The sequence below is a fragment of the Kiloniella litopenaei genome (genome assembly GCF_000982415.1).
GTDB lineage: Bacteria > Pseudomonadota > Alphaproteobacteria > Kiloniellales > Kiloniellaceae > Kiloniella > Kiloniella litopenaei.
Genome location: NZ_LANI01000029.1, coordinates 1 through 17,969 on the forward strand (window position 1 = coordinate 1; position 17,969 = coordinate 17,969).

The window sequence follows — 17,969 nt, forward strand, 5'->3', positions numbered from 1 at the left end:
TCTTGTTGGCATTCGCCTTGAGGTGCGTGCTGTCTGTATAGAGAACAGAGCCTTCGACAAGACCATGGTCAAGGGCCTGCTCGACAATGCCGTCAAAAATATCCTGGGCGACGGACGCATCGCGATAGCGTCGACGACGGTTCTGGCTCAGAGTGGAGGCATCAAAAACCTTGTCGGTTAACTTAAGACGTAAGAACCAGCGATAGGCCACATTGACTTCAATCTCACGAACCAGTTGACGCTCGGAGCGAACTCCAAAGAGATAACCAATAAAGAGCGCCTTAAACATTCGAACGGGATCAAGCGCTGGACGACCATTATCTGCACAGTAAAGATCTGCTACCCGGTCGTGGATAAAGCTAAAGTTAATCACACTGTCGATCTTGCGTAACAGATGATCGGCGGGAACCAAACTATCAAGCGTTACCATCTCGAGTTCGGTCTGTTCGGGGATCGGTTTCTTTAACATAACCCTATTGAATCAAAAGTCCCCGCAATTTGCGAGGACTTTGTCAGCAGTCTGAAGGCTGCCCATCGGGCAGCCTTTTTTGATCAGCCTGTAGAACTATCTCTGATAAAAATTATTTAATATGGATAAAGTCGGTATAGGCTACAACCATATTTACCGTTTCATCATCATCCGATAGCGGGAGTAAAATAGCATCGCCTTGCCACAGGTTCGCAATATCTGATGGTACCCCCTCACGATCATAAACGGGGCATTTATGCTCAGAGACAATCCGATAGTTTGTCAAAACTTCTTCCACTGTTGCGCCAAAACTTCCTTCCGAGACTGACCTCCCAGTCGGATCAAAACCTCGCGCATCGACCTCTTTGGTGCCAACAAGACGGTATACAAAATCAAGGGGCTGTCGCTTTACATCAACCAGGATAATGCTGGAAAGAAATTCTTTCATTTCAATAGGATCAAGATCAGCACGTGAGGGCATCTGACGCCCTTGGCGTTTTGAATCCCAATATTTATAGAATGCCCGAATACTTTCTGGACAAGTGTCCAGAAAATCCAGTGTTGTCAATCTGTCATATGTTGATTTCATTCTAAAAACTGGCCTATAAGCTGGTTCTGCTACAACAGAGAACCACCCTGTTTGATTCTTTAGCCCTGTTACATTCTTGCGCATGCAACCAAACCATTATCCTGATGAATAAATGCGAGTAAAAAACCACACTAAACCTCCTCGCTTATTATAAATATATATTTACATATAGATTTCATCTCTATTCGCAATAGTACCTAGAGAATAATTTCCTAACATTACCTTCAAGTTACTCATTGCATAAGGTATTGAAAAGACTGAAAGACAGCGGTAAACCTATTAAGTGCTTTTCTTTCTGGGCTGATTAATTATGTCGCAAAAAATTCCACTTCTTTACAGCTTTCGACGATGCCCCTATGCCATGCGCGCCAGACTCGGCTTGCAAAGCAGTCAGCAACTTTGCGAATTAAGAGAAATAGTTTTACGCGACAAACCATCGGAAATGCTCCAGGCCTCGCCAAAAGGTACGGTCCCTGTTTTAATTCTATCCAATGGTGACGTTCTGGAAGAAAGCCTGGATATCATGCTTTGGGCCCTCAAACAAAATGATCCAGAAAGCTGGCTTGCTCCGGAAATTGGGACTCTGGACGAGATGCTGGATCTTATTAATAGATGCGAAACAGAGTTTAAAGGTCATCTCGACCGATACAAATACGCCCCACGTTTTGAAGAAGGCACCGACCCCATAACGCACAGAAGCCTTGCTGAAAACTTCCTGAGAGAGTTGGACAAGTTATTAACAAAAAATACATTTTTATTTGGCGAGAGAAGATCACTGGCAGATATGGCCATCGCACCTTTTATAAGACAGTTCGCCAATGTTGATCGGGCATGGTTTGACGAAACCGACTATCCGCACCTAAAGCTTTGGCTCTATGAGTTTCTTGACTCTACTCGCTTCAAATCAATTTTGAAAAAATACCCTGTCTGGGCAACAGGTGATCCCATCACTTATTTTCCTGAAAAGCCTGTTGCATAATAAGTCGCCCAAGAAATCAATCACCGTCTCTCTGTAGGTTTTCGCTTTTATGCTTAAAATAACCAATACAATTCAGATTGCTCCGGAAGAGTTACAGGAAACCTTTATCAGAGCCTCTGGGGCGGGTGGGCAAAACGTCAACAAAGTATCTACTGCTGTACAACTAAGGTTTAATGCAAAGCTGTGCCCAACGATTTCGGTATTTGTCTTTAACCGTCTCAAGAATATCGCCAGTCATTTGATGACCCAAGATGGCGAGATCCTTATTACGGCAAATAGCTATCGAACACAGGAACGAAATCGTCAGGATGCCCGTGATCGGCTTGCCGATTTAATCAAAAAAGCCACGATACAACAAAAATCCCGCCGACCAACCAAACCTTCGAAATCCGCCAAGGCAAAACGAACGGATAAAAAGAAACAACGTGGTGAAGTCAAGAAAGGTCGGAGGCGGGTTTCTAAATCAGATTATTAATCCAACTTTCTTTTTATTTTCCTCTGTTTTAAGGGAAAAATCCATTCCCCGATAATCGTCCCCATTTTCTGTACAGAGCCAACAAATAGCCCTGGCAGCCCAACTTGCCGGAATATGCGCGTTCGGATCAAGCTGGCTCACAGGATTGATCCCCGATTTTTTGATAGACAACTGCATATCTGTTGCAACCGTTCCCGGGCTTAAGCCCACAACACGAATACCATCCGCCCTAAACTCCTTATCGGCGCACTGCGTCAAAGACAGGGCTGCAGCTTTAGATGAACAATAATGGCTCCACCCTTCCAAAGCGCTGCTGGCAGCACCCGAACTCACATTAACGATAACACCGCTTTTTTTGTTTTTCATATAGGGGGTAACGGCCCGAATACCGTGATACACCCCTTTGTAATTAACATCGATGACATTACACCACTGCGCTGGATCTGAATCTTCGATCCGCGCAATAGGATCAATTAAACCGGCATTATTTATAAGAATATCAAAATCACCGAACCGGTCTAAACATGCCTCAAAAGCGTTATTAAATTCGTGATAGTGTTTAACATCGCAGGCAAAAGTCTCACACTCTCCCCCAATCTCTCTAATCTCTTTGGCAATCATAGCAAGTGCTTCAGTGGATCGCGCCACCAACATTGTTTTAACACCAAGCTTTGCCATTTCCAGTGCTGTCGCCGCCCCGATCCCACGGCTTGCCCCTGTAATCAGGGCAACTTTGCCTTTTAACTCATCCATCTTATGATCCCTTGAAAATAATAATTCATCTTCAAATTTATAATTAATGTGCAATAACCAATAAATAGCTTTAAGAACACATACTTCATGCATATATTACATCAATGGATATTGAAGCACTTACAATATTTGCAGAAGCAGCTCACTTGGGTAGCTTTGCTAAAGTCGCGCGAAAACTTAATACTGACCCCTCTCAAATATCCCGCACTATATCAAGCTTGGAAACTCAACTGGGCGTAAGATTGTTCCAACGAACAACACGAAAAATTGCCCTAACAGAAGCAGGCAAAAGATATCTAGATCGAATTTCTCCTGTCTTGATCGAATTGCAACAGGCACATGACGAAATAACGAGCATGACCTCTGCCCCTAGGGGGCACTTAAAAATCACAGCCTCAGTATCATATGGGCAAAAATGCTTGCTGCCGTTACTCTCTGAATTTAGCGAGACCTATCCCGACATTACTTTAGAATTGCTATTAACAGACCAAAACCTTGATCTTGTGTCCAATGATATCGACTTTGCTATCCGCATGGCACCAATTATAGAAAACGATGTCATTTGCACTAAACTGCATGACACACACTACAGAGTTGTAGCCAGTCCGACCTACCTCGCAACTGCCGATGCCATAACAAAGCCGGCAGACATCACAAACCATAAAATGATATTATTTTCTTTGCCTGACTATAGATCAGAATGGCAATTCAAAACTAAAGACGGACACATAAGTTCAGTGCCGGTCAATGGAACTTTGATGATCTCAAACGCTATAGCCATACAGGAATGCGTTCACAAAAACATGGGAATTGCCTTGTTGGCCGACTGGCAAGTCGATCGCGCGATTAAAGAAGACCAACTTATTAATTTATTCCCAGATTATCGTGTCGCGGCAACAACCTTTGAGACAGCAGCCTGGATCATTTATCCAAACAGAAATTTTCTTCCAAATAAAACACGCGTGGCAATTGATTTTATCCGTCGCCGTTTGAATAGCCTTACTTAGGTGCCCCTTATCTTTTTGACGACACGTCAAAGATGTGCGCAAGTGAAACATAGATCAATCGTCTTTGATCATTGGCACAAAGGTCGTCGCCTTTACCCGGGAAACAGCAATTGATGTCTGGAACCGTCTTACATTACTGTCATTAAAAAAGAAACGATGCGTAAAAGCTTCATAGTCTTTCATATTTTTAGCAATCACAATCAACACAAAATCTGATCCTCCGGCAACACAATAACAGTGCTGAACCTGTGGTTCTTTCTTTGCACGACGTTTAAACGCATCCGTCTCATCAATTCGATCACGCTCTAGATCCACAGAGATTACGGCTGTGACCTCATAGCCAACAGCTTCTGGGTCAACAATGGCATTCTCTGATTGAATAACACCGCTTTCGCGCAAACGTTTCAAACGTCTTTGAACTGACGCTGTTGATGCGTTTGCTTTTTCCGAAAGCACAGCGATCGATGTTCTGGCGTTAACCTGAAGCTCTTCCAATATTCGTTTATCAGTATTATCCATAATATTCACATCACAAAACCAATAAAAATGACGATATTAAATCACCAACTAATGAATAGTGATACATATCAATCAAAGCAACTTGATAATATCATCTGCTCTGTAAACACTTTTGGTATTTCAAATGAAACAAGGTTTTATAAGCATCCTACCGCTGGCTGCCGGCGCTGCCGCCTATGGATTTGTTTTTGGTGTTGTCGCCGCACAGCTTGATTTTCCGTGGTGGGGGATCGCTTTGATGAGTGCTTCCGTACATGCTGGCTCATCCCAGATTGTAGCAGTCGAACAATTTGCGTCAGAAGGATTTGTTATTGGCGCCGTTTTGGCCGGACTGGCATTGAATATGCGATATCTCGGCATCATAGCCTCGCTCAATTCAGTCCTTAAAGACGTTCCCCTTTTTCAACGCCTTTTGGCCGTTCACATCACAAGTGATGAAAACTGGGCCTTAACTTTTGCGAAGAAAGCAAAAGACCCCACAGTTGGCGCGCCCTTCTTAATTGGATCGGGCTTAACAATGTTTGTCACATGGATTATTTCGACAACAGGCGGTGCTTTACTCGGGCAATCTATTCCCAATCTCATCGAATATGGTCTGGGCTTCGCCTTCACAGCTGCCTTTATCGCCATGGCTCGTGCGATGTGGCGCAACAAACAAGACACTCTACCCTGGATTATTACGTTCATCGTCACAGTTGTTCTTATTCACCTATCCTTGGGAAGTGCCTTTGCCATCATTGTTGGCAGCATCGCTGGTGTGATCACAACAGGCCTTACACAACAGATAACGAAGAAGGTTAAAAGGTTACAGTATGACTGATGCACAATGGCTTTTAATAGGAACACTCGCTTTTGGTGCCTATTCAATCCGCTTTTTAGGATTAGTAAGCGGACAACTGATAAGTGAGCACAAACACCTCAACAAGTTCCTTGCTGACTTGCCCGGCTGTTTGATTGTCGCATTGATTGCGGCCTCTCTTGCGGGGGAGAACAGCATCACCTGGATAGCCGCGGCGATTACCTTGGCGATTGCATTAATTACAAATCATGTCGTAATGACAATGGCTTTCGGCTTCATCACAATATTCACTTTAAACCATTATTTTACGTATCTTGTTTCAGGATAAATGATTTCTTATTTTGAAGCTGGAAACCAAGACAACAGATCCTCGTTCTAGATATCCAGCTTCATAAATATCTCATCATTTAAAGGGGTAGCCCCTAGTTTATCGTAAAAATCTTGCGCTACGGGATTATCGGCCCATACGGTCCAAGCGAGAAGATCACAGTCATTATTGCGCCCAACTTGTTTCAATTCTCTTATCATTAACTGCCCAATCCCCTGTGACCGCCAGTTTTCTCGAACAAACAAATCAGTAATAAAAACCATGCCCTGAAAACTATCAGCCCAAAATCCGAAATTATATATTGCATAACCTACGGGAAGCCCTTCGGCCTCTGCAATAAAGGCAGAAAATAGTGGCTTATCACAAAACCCATGCTTCAAAAGTTGAGCTAGGCTGGCATCCCTATCAAAAGCCACCCGGTTTTCACCTAACGCAACCAGATAATTCGCAAAATCCTCAGCCATACACACCAGCAACGGCATGTCCTGTCGTTCTGCCGAACGAATAACGATATCCTCTTGCACAACATCCCCTCTTTTATTGTCAGGTCAGCTTGATATTGATAGCTCAATGTTAAAAAAGATAGCTTTTAACTCAAATTTCACAGTACAATCGATGTAATTGATACTCTTGCAACATGGTTGTTGTGCACAATGCCGCTAAAAAATAACGCGACACAATATGGCTCAGGTAAAAAAAGCATTCCTCTTTTTTTGTCTATAACTATCTTCATGGTTTTTATTTTCGGGGCAAGCGTTCAAGCAAAAAACAAGCACGATCAAGATAGGCGTCGTCGACTTCCCTCCCTTTTATACCATTCAACAAAATCAACCCCTCAGCGGTCTTGGGATTGATCTCATAAATGCGATGAATGAAATACAATCCGACTATCGATTTGAAGTCGTAGAAGCAAGCCCGCGCCGACGCCATGATATGTTTAAAAAAGGCTTATACGATATTTCATTATTTGATCATCTAAGCTGGGGATGGACCCCCGAAGACGTCATGGTCACAAGGGTATTCCTCAGGGGGGGAGAGCGCTATATCACGGCCCGAAACAAAGAAGTTGCTCCAACGTTATTCAAAGATATTTCTTCCAGAAAAATAGGTGCTATTCTGGGGTACCATTATAACTTTGCAAATTTTGAAACGGATCCAGAAAAATTAAAAAAACGATTTGATATCAACCTGGTGACCTATCAGGAACAGATTATAAAACAGGTTTTATCCCATCGGGTTGAAATTGGCGTCATTACGGAAACTTTTCTAAAAAAATATTTAAAAGAAAATATTGAAGTGAGAGACAGGATTGTCATCTCAGAAAACTATGACCAAGAATACAACTTCGTTGGTATTGTCAGAAAAGAAGCAGCGATCACAGCAACAGAGCTGGAAAACATTATCCTATCCGTCATCAATAGCCCAAAATACCAATGGATCGCCGACGAATATGGAATAAAGTGGCAAAACTGAAGAAAAATTTCAAAAGGTATAATCAGCAAAACTTAAAGTTTGTGATAATCCCTAAGTTTTTCATAGTCACCTTCGCGAAGATATTCAAACAAAGTACGCCGCTCCTCCTCACCGACACCCGCAGCTTCTAACGCAGACGCCCCTAACCTGAGGCTAGCCTCAACGGTCTCAGGTATCGCATGTGAAGCACCAAGTTCAGTAAAATGGTCCGCATCCGGCCAATCCCTGACCCGAACATGCAAGGGCACATCAGGATAGTGCCGCTTCATCGTTCGGACGACACCCTCGGCTGCTTTGTAATTATCCAGTGTAACCACAACCAGACGTGCGCGACCGGCCCCGACCGACTTTAAAATCTCTGGCCGACTGGCATCTCCAAAAAGAACATTATATCCAAGGCGGCGTCCCTCGGCGACTTTCTTGGCGTCCATATCAATAGCAATGGTTGAAACATCGACCTTTCTTAACATCCCGGCAATGACTTCACCAACACGTCCAAACCCGGCGACAATAACGGGACGTTCCGGCACAGGTTCTGAAACTTCCATTGCGTCGGATGCCGGTGATTTCAGCCACTCTGCCAGTAATTCACCAACTTTGACCATCAACGGCGTTGTTACCATGCTGAGCACAATAACAGCGATCAGTGTTTCCATCATGTCTTCCGGCAACAGGCCCAAACTATCCCCTAATGTGAACAGGACAAACCCGAACTCCCCCGCCTGAGAGAGTAAAAACCCACATTTTACAGCAATCGCCAGTGGGGTCTTCCACAGCTTGGCCAGAATTATGATAACAAAGGCTTTAACAGCAATAAGGGCAAGAGCACCAAAAATAACGACTTCCAGATTATCAAAGACGGTTTCCGGCACGAACGACATCCCGACGCTCATAAAGAAAAGTCCGAGTAACAATCCCCGGAATGGCATTACATCTGCTTCAATTTGCTGCTTGTATTCTGATTCAGAAAGTAAGACCCCCGCAATAAAAGCCCCCATAGCCATGGAAAGCCCAACCAGCTCCATAATCCAGGCAAAACCAAGCACAAGTAAAAGAGCCGTCGCGACGAACACATCACTGTTTTTACTGTGCGCAATCGCATGCAGCATCGGATTGATAGCATAGCGTCCAGCAATCAAAACTGAAATAAAGATGCCCACTGACTGTAAAAGCGCAAACCCCATAGAGACAGAAAAACGCATTTCCCCAAAAGACAGCAAGGGCAACAGGATCAACAAGGGAACAACGGCAAGATCTTGAAAAAGCAGAATAGAGAAACTCGTTCGCCCCCAGTGGCTGGTCGTCTGATGCTGATCAGCTAGAATCTGAACCCCAAAGGCTGTCGAAGAAAGCGCCAATCCAAAACCGATAACCAGTGCCGTTTCCCGCGCAATACCAAAAGCAAAATAGCTTAGGGCAGCAATAAGCAAACCCGAGACGGTAACCTGCAGCCCACCCAGCCCGAATACCAGCTTACGCAGTACCCAAAGACGTTGTGGCTTAATTTCAATACCGATTAAGAAGAGAAGGAAAACAACACCAAATTCACCAATATGGCGCATATAATCAGCATCATTTACAAGGCCGAAACCAGCCGGGCCAATAAAAGCCCCGGCCGCAAGATATCCCAGAACAGACCCGAGACCCAATCGACTAAACAACAAAACCGCCACAACGGATGCTGCCAGCAACGATACGATCTCGACCATTCTTCTCCCTTCCCCCGATTTAATTTATTTGGTGTACGCGACACCTTTCTAAATCAGTTTGTTTTACAAATTTTCCGCAAAGGCTTTTTTGCCTGATTTTTTGTATCATACCGTCGGAATGAATATATATGGTTAATTTCCAGAATCCGTATTTTAACCACAGCCTTCTGGATAACAGAGGCCCCAAGCAATTCTTTGACCTGTCCCCATAAAGTCGCCAGAATAGTGGTCCAACCAAAATTGCCTTCCTAAACTTTATATAATTCACACCAAAGAGTACCGGACATGTCACATAGTTTTTCCCTCTCGCAATCCGTCAAAAAACCAGCAATCGCATCAACAGGCGGCGTTGTCGCCGCACAACATGTGACCGCGGCCCGGATCGGCACCGAAATTCTTGAACAAGGTGGCGACGCTGTTGACGCGGCAGTTGCTGTTTCCTTCGCGATGGGTGTTTTAGAACCCTGGATGAGCGGGCCTGCGGGTGGTGGTTCCATGATGATATGGCGAGAAGAAGAACAAAAATCCTACGCCCTTACCTATGGCATGAAATCGCCTAAATCACTTGATACCAGCGCCTTTCCCCTTTCAAAAGATGGAAAAGCAGCCGACCTGTTCCCCTGGCGTGCTGTCGAAGACGATCTGAACGTACAGGGTCCACTTTCCATTGCGGTTCCCGGAACGGTTGCTGGTGCAGGAAAGGCACATGCGGCTTTTGGCAATATGCCATGGAAAGATCTGTTGCAACCCGCCATCAAAGAAGCAAAGTCCGGTTTGCTCGTTGATTGGTACGCCGCCCTTATCATAGCCTCGGCAACACGCGCTTTATCCAAAGATCCGCATGCCGCAGCAACCTATCTCGAAGACGGGCAATGGCCAACCATTGCAGGCTGGACAGCCTTATCAGAAAAGCGAATTGATCAATCCTTGTTTGCCAGTACACTCAGCCGGTTGGCAGATCAGGGCCCAGATGATTTTTATCGCGGGGATATTGCCGCGACAATGGTCAAAGATATCCAAGACAAAGGTGGTTTTCTGTCACTAGACGACCTTGCCTCTTATGCCATTGAATTCGAAGCCCCCCTAACGATCCCCTATCGAAACAGCCGCATATTCGCAACACCTACACTGACAGCGGGTCCCACCTTAGCCGACACTCTCGGACAGATGGAAAAGCTATTTACGCCCGGCTCCACCCCGTCACCAGATAGCTTCGCTGCCTATGCAGATGCATTAAGCGCCGCTTATCAACGGCGGCTGGCATCCATGGGGGATCAGGATGCGCCTCATGCCCCGTCCTGTACCACCCATTTTTCCGTGGTCGATCGTCATGGTAATATGGTTTCAATGACACAAACGCTTCTATCCCTTTTTGGGTCCCGTGTCGTATCCCCGAACACAGGTCTTCTGATGAATAATGGCATCATGTGGTTTGACCCAGAACAAGGGCATCCGAACTCACTGGCACCCAATAAGCGCTGCTTGATGAATGTCTGCCCGGTTATTGGTGAACAGGGTGATCAACGCTTTGCCATTGGCGCTTCAGGCGGTCGAAAAATCATGCCAGCGGTTATGCATCTTACATCCTTCATGACTGACCATGGACTGAGCCTGGAAGATGCCTTCCATCACCCCAGAATGGATGTATCCGGCGGTGACGTTATCATAGCCGATGAAGACCTCGCCCCGGAAATTATTTCTGAGCTATCTCGAAAACACAAAGTCACAACAACAAAACGGACGGTATTCCCCTATGCATTTGCCTGTCCAGCAGGTGTTTCCAGAGAAAACGGAATCAATTCCGGCTGTACCGAGATCATGTCACCCTGGGGCGACGCGGTTGCGGAAAAAGGCACCAAATAATGGTAACACGCGAAGCAATCATAACCAGAGCTGAAAACTATTACGATGATGGTCAATTTTTAACAGATCTGGCGCGCCTTATTGCCATTGAAACAGAAAGCCAGAACCCCGATCAGTACCCGGAACTTCACAGATATCTGAGTGATGGAATAACGCCACTACTCAACAAACTTGGAATCACAAGCAAGATATACGAAAACCCCGCCCCCTCTGGTGGTCCCTTTCTTGTTGGTGAACGGATTGAATCCCCTGAACTGCCGACGGTTCTGACCTATGGCCACGGGGATGTCATCCGGTCACAAACAAACCAATGGCATAAGGGGCTGCATCCGTTCAAGGTGGTCACCCGGGACGATAAGATTTATGGACGAGGCACGGCAGACAACAAAGGGCAACACCTTATTAATCTGGCTGCTTTGTCATGTCTTCTTGAAGAAAAAGGATCATTAGGATTTAACCTAAAGATTATTATAGAGACATCAGAAGAAACAGGGTCCGCAGGACTAGGCGATTTTTTTAACCGCCACAAAGACCTGTTAAAAGCCGACGTTTTGATAGCTTCTGATGGCCCCAGATTACAACCAGACACACCAACGTTGTTCATGGGAACCCGCGGGGCAATTAACTTTGATCTTTCGGTTAACTTGCGCGAAGGCGCCAACCATTCAGGAAATTGGGGCGGGTTGCTGGCTGATCCTGCTATAATATTATCTCATGCCATTGCGTCGATCACAGATGCACGCGGGCAGATCCTGATTCCCGAATGGCGCCCAACGAGTTTAACCGACGATATAAAAAAAACGCTCAAAGACCTGCCAATTGAAGGAGGCCCCGAAATCAGTCAAGATTGGGGGGAAAAAGGTCTGGATCCGGCCCAAAGGGCCTTTGGATGGAACTCATTCGCTGTACTAGCAATGAAAAGCGGTGTTCCCGAGGCGCCTGTCAATGCGATCGCGGGCCACGCCTCTGCTCACTGTCAGCTCCGTTTTGTGGTGGGAACAGATATAGATGAAATTCTGCCTGCGCTCCGCAGACACCTGGATAAAACAGGTTTTTCTGTTGTCGAGATCGTGCCCAGCAAAGAAGCATTTTTCAAGGCCACCCGCCTTGATCCGGACCACCCCTGGGTTACCTTTGCCGCAAGATCTATTGAAAAAACCAGTGGCAAAAAACCACACATCCTTCCCAATCTTGCCGGATCACTTCCCAACGAAACCTTTAGTGAGATACTGGAATTGCCGACGGTGTGGGTCCCACATTCCTACGGGGGGTGTTCTCAACATGCCCCAAATGAACATCTTCTGGGATCTATTGTTCGAAACGGCTTAAGAAATATGGCAGGTCTTTTTTGGGATCTAAGCTCAATAGATAAGAATAGCTTCTAATCGAAAAGGTCTGATCTGGGCCAAATATCGGATCGGGCATACTTGTAGTTAGTAGTTTTGGGATCATTTGGATAAGGTCCATCAACGCTGGCATAAAGTATGTCCGATGCCACAGGTTCAAAGCCATCGTAAAAATGATTGGTCGACTTGATTACCAAAATTTTCTTAGATTTGGGATCAACCCCGAGATTGACAAAAAGGCTGGGGTCAAAACTCTGGCTGCGGTTGGAATTAAGGATCACAGTAATTCCCATATAGTCAATTGCAACGCTGTCGCCCAGCGGAACAATGGATGTACCAAAGTCCTGGGTTGCATCCAAAACGATCTTGAGAACCTTTACCTCTGCATCAATCGGCGGACCAGCAGTATCTGACATCTTGCTTCCAAAACGCAGCTTGAGTGTCGCTCCTTCACCCGCAGAGATACAGGTCTTAACAGCCATTGGATCCCAGATTGTTCCGACAGCAGCATCAAAGGCTTTCTGTTCCACCAATGTGCGTAATAAAATCGTGGAATCACCGGGCACTCCCCCCCCCGGATTATCCCAGACATCAGCAATAACAATCGGCCCCGTCAGTGCGCTTTTCGCCCGGACAACAGCCTCGGCGGGGGATAAAAATTCCGGTCGCGTCGTCCCCCGAAACGAAAACAATTCCCGGCCAAGCTCAGCAGCCAGCTTGGGGGCCTTATCCGTATTCCGATCAGCAACAATTAAGACTTTTGTCCCCATATCCGGCACATCACCAGCCATAAAGCCGTGTATAACTGAAATTGACAGAATGCCATCTTTCCCTTCTAACGACTGTATCTTGTCAACAAAGCCACGCATTGGTTCACGGCTTGTCGGCAGCACTTCAATCATATTGCAATCGGCAACATGTAATTCAGGAGTGATTTTCTTTTCAACGGCCCGAACGACCAGATCAACGCAGTCTTCAGCACATTCAACAAAATCGGTATGCGGAAACTCCTTAAAGGCAACCAGAACATCGGCATTCTTTGTACGTTTTTGCGACAGGTGACTATGTGGGTCCAATGTTGCGCCAATAACCACATTCGGGCCAACAATCTTTCGAACGGCCTCTAACAACGCCCCTTCGCAATCCCGACAGTTCTGAGCCACCATCGCCCCGTGTAACCCCAAAACAACTGCATCAACAGGTAACGCAGATCGTAATTGAGCCAATACCTCTTCCCTTAATCCGTCCCAGGTTTTTGAGTTCACAATTCCCCCGGGCTCTGCCCAGGTTGCCGTCCCTTCAACAAGGTCCCAGCCTTCTTCCTGTGCACGACGGCGGCAAACAGGAAACACCGCACTACACAGGGTCGGGGTTTCCGGGTGTTCCCCCGGAGCCGCATAAAAGCTTTCCTTAAAATCACTGAGATCGGCACGCAGAGGAGAAAAGGTATTTGTCTCAGTCGCGATAGATGCGCAAAATATCCGCACAGGAAAACCCCACAAATTAATATTGAAAAATATTCTAAAAGAAACCCGGGGGAAAACCCTCCCCCGGGTGATTGGTTGGTAATTATTTTAGATAATTACGTGTATTGGCTTTGCCCAGTTCCGCCTGGAAAAGATCAAGAAGTGTTACACCTTTATCACCAAGGGTCTCTTCCACATGCTTCAAGACAACGGGTTGTGCCGCAGCTTTGAATTGATTGCGTGCTTCAGCAGACAGGGCCGTCACTTCGATTTTATCTTTCAAACCAGCCAAACCACGATCTGAGGCTTCGATCACACGGCTCAGGCCACGGCTGGCAACAACACAGGAATTCGCAGCATAGTTCAGCACTCGCTGTTCATCAGCACTCAGATCATCCCAGAATGCTTTGGACACCATAAAAGTATAAGGTGCGAACAGGTGATTGGTCAGGGTCATGTATTTCTGAACTTCTGAAAATTTGGCAAAAGAAATAATCGGCACCGGGTTCATTTGCCCATCAATCACACCAGTTTGCAGACCGGAATAAACCTCTCCCCAAGCCAAGGGATAAGCTTCACCACCAAGTGATTGAATAATTTTCTGATGCGAAGGCAAAGTCATGGTACGGACACGAATGCCTTTAAAATCTTCTAGATTTTTGATCGGATGTTTAGAGTTTGTAACGGCAAAGAACCCACCTGTATCAGGGAAACCAAGTACCTTCACACCGCTAACTGTCTCTTCGATATCTCTGGACAGTTCAGCACCAAAAGGACCGTCAAAAACATCATAGGTTGCGGCATTATGATCAAAGGCAAAAGCCAGGTTCAAAACATCAATACGTGGATAATAGGACGAAATAGCCCCGGTTGAAGTCAAGGTTGCCTGAATGACGTTGTCCCGAACCAACTGCACATGTTCTTTCGCAGAACCGAGTTGGTTCGAAGGATAAACCTCGACCTTGATGGAGCCATTTGTATCAGCCTCTACAATGTTTGCAAAAACGGCGGTACAGGCATGTGCCGGGTTTTCAAACGGGTCCATTTTATTGTCATGGCCAAACTTCAAAACTTTGGTATCAGCCATTGCCCCGGTGACACTGGAACAAAGCAAAGCACCAACAGCAACAGAAGTGGCTACTTTTTTTAGTAATTTCATCTTACGTCTCCCTTAAGATTTTATTTCTTTTCCCAAACGTGCGTCTGTAGTTTCAAAAAAGGCAAAGGAGCAGTCGCCACTCCTCATTTCTCTGGGATCAGGCAAATCCCAGTAATCGTGGAAGGGCCATGGTCAGGTCCTCCCAAAAAGCAAAAATGAACAGAATGGTGACTTCGGCGATCAAGAAGGGCCAAAGCTTTGCTGCGATACGTTCCAGCTTTTCCCCCGTCACTGATGACAGAACAAAAAGGCACGCCCCGACTGGTGGTGTCATCAAGGAAATATTCAAAGCAAGAATAAATATGATTCCCGCGTGAATGGGTTCCAGACCAATTTGTTCGGTCAAAGGAACCAGAACGGGGGCCAGCAATATCAAGATGGCTGTGATATCCATGATCATGCCAATTGCCAAAAGCAATCCGATAACCAACGCGATGATAATGTAGGGGTTGTTGGAAATAGATAAAATTGCTTCTGCGATTTCCTGTGGAATACGATTAAAGCTCATCCACCAGCCCAAGATCGCGGCAAAGGCAATAATGACAAAGATCACACCTGTAATTCGGGCTGTCCTGATCAACATACCGATAAAATCAGAAACACTAATGGCGCGATAAACCACAACACCGATGAAAAGGGCGTATCCCACAGCAATGGACGCTGCTTCTGTGGGGGTTACAATCCCCCCCAGAATTCCGCCGAGAATGATAATCGGCATAAAGAGAGCCAAAATAGACGACTTGAAAATCTGCCACAGCTCTTTCAGGCTTGATCTGTCCTCTGCCTCGGGGAGATTATTTGCCTTTACACCGACAGCAATCACAATCATGCAAACCAGGCAAATCAACAGACCGGGCAAAATTCCCGCGGCAAATAGCCCCCCAATAGACCCCCCCATCAAGGAACCATAAACAACCATCAACCCAGATGGCGGGATCGTGGGGCCAATAATCGATCCCGCTGCCGTTACGGCACAGGCATAATCCCGACTATAGCCCCGCTTGACCATTGCAGGCACAAGTGTTTTGCCAAAGGCAGCAGCATCCGCCGTTGCAGCCCCGGTCAGACCCGCAAAGAAAACAGACGCCAACATGTTGGTATGCGCTAGGCCTCCTCGGAAATGCCCGACCAATGCTTGAGCCAAATTCACCAAACGATGGGTAATGCCTGTATGGTTCATAATTTCACCCGCAAGGATGAAAAAAGGCATCGCCAGAAAGGGAAAAATGTTCAACCCATTAAACATTTTACTTGGGGCAAGGGCGAAAAAAGCACCACCGCCCATGTCAATAAGCCCGATCACCCCTGCCAATCCCAAAGCAAACCCTATTGGCATCCCAATTAAGACCAGAACAACAAAAGCAATTCCAACAATCATTGTACCGCCCCCGCGCCAGATGAAAGGTTATCATTCGGGTCAATGTTGACGTTCCCCTGGTCCCGCAAGGCAACCAGTAAAACCTGAAGCGCGGCAACAGCAGAGGCCACAGGGATTGCCGCAAAAGGCATTGCCAGTGTCATGCCGAAGATCATTGCCTGACGGCTTCCCCCACCCTCGGCAAAATCAATTCCGTACCAACACAAAAAGGCAAACAAAGCAAAGGTCATGATATCAACCAGAATCAACAGCGGCCGCTGAATCCCCTGTGGCAATCGCTCAATTAAAATAGAGAGGCCGATATGTTCCCGACGGGCAATACCCGCTGATATCGCCAGTAATGCCGCCCAAATCATGAGATAACGGGCTAAAACTTCCGGCCAAGGCAGTTGCCAGTGAAAAAGGTAACGATCAACCACGCCGAGCCAAACGTCCAAAACCAATAACAGCATCAGTAAGGCGACAATGCGCTCAACCGCCCAGTTCAACCTTTTGCTGGCTTTTGCAGCGACAGCTTTCATCATTCCTCCCAGAAACGTAATTTAACTACGTTTACTGCTCAGAATCGGCTCATGTAAAGCAAAATTACGTAAAATAACTTCAAAATCTATAAATAAAGCGTAGTTTTAGCGATATTTATTGGTTTAATTGCAAAATTTGTTTGTTTGTGTAATTTAACTACGTAGTATATTAACCTTACTCAGAACATTAAAATCATGCGTTTTGATAAAACTACGCACAGGCAACCCCACAGAAAACAACCAAGGATGTCCCATTGGCCGCTACTTTTGATCTCATTACAAAAATAAAAAAAATGGACGGGAGCTTCAAAGCACGGGAACAACAGGTCGCCACCTATGTGCTTAATAATCTGGAAACCGTCAGCCAAATAAGCGTTAATTCACTTGCTAAATTCTGTGATGTCAGCGAGCCAACTGTCATCCGTTTTTGCCGGAAACTAGGGTGCGATGGCTTCAAGGATTTTAAAATTCAACTCGCTCAAAATGTTGCTGTCAGCCTGCAATACCTCTCGCGGTCAGAGAAAACTGTCACCTCTCCAGATAGTACAATTGATCAGGTTCTTGATGCATTGATATCAACAACTGAATTCGCAAAAAATCAAATCAATCCTGATGAAATATCAAATGCAGTTAGCGCCCTGACACGCACCAAAACACTTATTTTTTGCGGTGTCGGCGGCGGCTCAACGACGGTTGCCTTTGATGCTGCAAACAGATTTTTCCGACTTGGGATTACAGCTTTGTCTCTCAATGATGCTTACCTTCTCCGCATGCATGCCGCGACATTGGGACCAGATGATCTTATGTTCTTTATCTCATCGACAGGCACCCCCAGAGCTTTGATCGACACGGCAAAAATCGCCAATCAATACGGCGCCACAACGCTGTGTCTGACAAAGCCAAATTCGGAACTGTCCCAAGTGTGCACACTAACCGTTGGGCTTGAACTTCCCGAAGACCCCGACATATACAAACCCACGGCCTCAAGGTTAGTTTTTTTGGCCGTCATAGACATACTAGCCGCATCTGTCGCCCGAAAAATGCCCGAAAAAACCAAAGAAAAACTACGCCGGATCAGGGCTTCTCTTACAGCTTTGCACGGCAATACAGATCCACAGCCAATCGGGGATTAACGT

At 46.0% G+C, this 17,969-nt stretch carries 19 protein-coding genes; 9 read left to right on the plus strand and 10 right to left on the minus strand.

Annotation, left to right across the window (positions count from 1 at the left end; translation table 11 throughout):
• Together WH95_RS17290 and WH95_RS20770 are read right to left on the minus strand one after the other, a co-directional pair.
• A partial coding sequence (locus tag WH95_RS17290; RefSeq protein WP_046509604.1) for an IS1182 family transposase occupies positions 1-469 on the minus strand: 469 nt, incomplete at its 3' end.
• A 112-nt stretch (positions 470-581) separates the two neighbouring features.
• On the minus strand, positions 582-1,058 hold the full coding sequence (locus tag WH95_RS20770) for a PAS domain-containing protein (RefSeq protein ID WP_157845997.1): 477 nt from the start codon (positions 1,056-1,058) through the stop codon (positions 582-584).
• 310 nt (positions 1,059-1,368) lie between these two features.
• On the opposite strand from WH95_RS20770, the gene WH95_RS17300 reads away from it, so the two are divergent.
• Positions 1,369-2,037 (plus strand): glutathione S-transferase, encoded by a 669-nt coding sequence (locus WH95_RS17300; RefSeq protein ID WP_046509606.1) that lies wholly within the window; start codon positions 1,369-1,371, stop codon positions 2,035-2,037.
• Positions 2,038-2,086: 49 nt separating this feature from the next.
• Positions 2,087-2,512, plus strand: coding sequence for an alternative ribosome rescue aminoacyl-tRNA hydrolase ArfB (gene arfB, locus WH95_RS17305; RefSeq protein WP_046509607.1), 426 nt, complete (start codon positions 2,087-2,089; stop codon positions 2,510-2,512).
• Here arfB and WH95_RS17310 read toward each other — a convergent pair.
• Complete coding sequence (locus WH95_RS17310) at positions 2,501-3,265, minus strand: SDR family oxidoreductase (protein WP_046509608.1); 765 nt, start codon at positions 3,263-3,265, stop codon at positions 2,501-2,503. The two genes, arfB and WH95_RS17310, sit on opposite strands and share 12 nt — an antisense overlap.
• Before the next feature lie 104 nt (positions 3,266-3,369).
• Here WH95_RS17310 and WH95_RS17315 point away from each other — a divergent pair, with 104 nt between their 5' ends.
• On the plus strand, positions 3,370-4,272 hold the full coding sequence (locus WH95_RS17315; RefSeq protein WP_046509609.1) for a LysR family transcriptional regulator: 903 nt from the start codon (positions 3,370-3,372) through the stop codon (positions 4,270-4,272).
• A 54-nt stretch (positions 4,273-4,326) separates the two neighbouring features.
• On the opposite strand, the gene WH95_RS17320 is transcribed toward WH95_RS17315, so the two are convergent.
• Complete coding sequence (locus WH95_RS17320) at positions 4,327-4,791, minus strand: Lrp/AsnC family transcriptional regulator (protein ID WP_046509610.1); 465 nt, start codon at positions 4,789-4,791, stop codon at positions 4,327-4,329.
• Between the two features lie 124 nt (positions 4,792-4,915).
• Here WH95_RS17320 and WH95_RS17325 point away from each other — a divergent pair, with 124 nt between their 5' ends.
• Positions 4,916-5,611 (plus strand): AzlC family ABC transporter permease, encoded by a 696-nt coding sequence (locus WH95_RS17325; RefSeq protein ID WP_046509611.1) that lies wholly within the window; start codon positions 4,916-4,918, stop codon positions 5,609-5,611.
• Entirely contained in the window at positions 5,604-5,918 is a 315-nt protein-coding gene (locus WH95_RS17330) for an AzlD domain-containing protein (RefSeq protein WP_046509612.1), read from the plus strand. Before WH95_RS17325 ends, WH95_RS17330 begins: the two co-directional genes overlap by 8 nt.
• Positions 5,919-5,965: 47 nt before the next feature.
• Here WH95_RS17330 and WH95_RS17335 read toward each other — a convergent pair whose 3' ends face one another.
• Positions 5,966-6,382, minus strand: coding sequence for a GNAT family N-acetyltransferase (locus WH95_RS17335; protein WP_157845998.1), 417 nt, complete (start codon positions 6,380-6,382; stop codon positions 5,966-5,968).
• Positions 6,383-6,785: 403 nt separating this feature from the next.
• Between WH95_RS17335 and WH95_RS17340 the strand changes: the two genes are divergently transcribed.
• Positions 6,786-7,391 carry a substrate-binding periplasmic protein gene (locus WH95_RS17340; protein ID WP_052742120.1) on the plus strand — a complete coding sequence of 202 codons (606 nt, stop codon included), beginning with the start codon at positions 6,786-6,788 and terminating at the stop codon, positions 7,389-7,391.
• A 32-nt stretch (positions 7,392-7,423) separates the two neighbouring features.
• Here the strand turns inward: WH95_RS17340 and WH95_RS17345 are convergent, their stop codons facing one another.
• On the minus strand, positions 7,424-9,100 hold the full coding sequence (locus tag WH95_RS17345) for a monovalent cation:proton antiporter-2 (CPA2) family protein (protein WP_046509615.1): 1,677 nt from the start codon (positions 9,098-9,100) through the stop codon (positions 7,424-7,426).
• A gap of 285 nt (positions 9,101-9,385) precedes the next feature.
• On the opposite strand from WH95_RS17345, the gene WH95_RS17350 reads away from it, so the two are divergent.
• Both WH95_RS17350 and WH95_RS17355 read left to right on the plus strand, forming a co-directional pair.
• Positions 9,386-10,963 carry a gamma-glutamyltransferase family protein gene (locus WH95_RS17350; RefSeq protein ID WP_046509616.1) on the plus strand — a complete coding sequence of 526 codons (1,578 nt, stop codon included), beginning with the start codon at positions 9,386-9,388 and terminating at the stop codon, positions 10,961-10,963.
• Complete coding sequence (locus WH95_RS17355) at positions 10,963-12,348, plus strand: M20 family metallopeptidase (protein WP_046509617.1); 1,386 nt, start codon at positions 10,963-10,965, stop codon at positions 12,346-12,348. Before WH95_RS17350 ends, WH95_RS17355 begins: the two co-directional genes overlap by 1 nt.
• Here WH95_RS17355 and WH95_RS17360 read toward each other — a convergent pair.
• The 4 genes from WH95_RS17360 to WH95_RS17375 all read right to left on the minus strand — a co-directional run bounded on the left by WH95_RS17360 (position 12,345) and on the right by WH95_RS17375 (position 16,836).
• Positions 12,345-13,796, minus strand: a complete 1,452-nt coding sequence (locus WH95_RS17360; protein ID WP_046509618.1) for a M81 family metallopeptidase — start codon at positions 13,794-13,796, stop codon at positions 12,345-12,347. The genes WH95_RS17355 and WH95_RS17360 overlap by 4 nt on opposite strands.
• Before the next feature lie 82 nt (positions 13,797-13,878).
• Positions 13,879-14,934: a TRAP transporter substrate-binding protein gene (locus tag WH95_RS17365; protein WP_046509619.1), complete on the minus strand. Its 1,056-nt coding sequence runs from the start codon at positions 14,932-14,934 to the stop codon at positions 13,879-13,881.
• 97 nt (positions 14,935-15,031) lie between these two features.
• Positions 15,032-16,312: a TRAP transporter large permease gene (locus WH95_RS17370; protein ID WP_046509620.1), complete on the minus strand. Its 1,281-nt coding sequence runs from the start codon at positions 16,310-16,312 to the stop codon at positions 15,032-15,034.
• The gene (locus tag WH95_RS17375; protein ID WP_046509621.1) at positions 16,309-16,836 is read right to left on the minus strand and encodes a TRAP transporter small permease; all 528 of its coding nucleotides are present in this window, start codon (positions 16,834-16,836) and stop codon (positions 16,309-16,311) included. Before WH95_RS17375 ends, WH95_RS17370 begins: the two co-directional genes overlap by 4 nt.
• Positions 16,837-17,087: 251 nt before the next feature.
• On the opposite strand from WH95_RS17375, the gene WH95_RS17380 reads away from it, so the two are divergent.
• Positions 17,088-17,966: a MurR/RpiR family transcriptional regulator gene (locus tag WH95_RS17380; protein ID WP_113772045.1), complete on the plus strand. Its 879-nt coding sequence runs from the start codon at positions 17,088-17,090 to the stop codon at positions 17,964-17,966.
• Positions 17,967-17,969 lie beyond the last annotated feature (3 nt).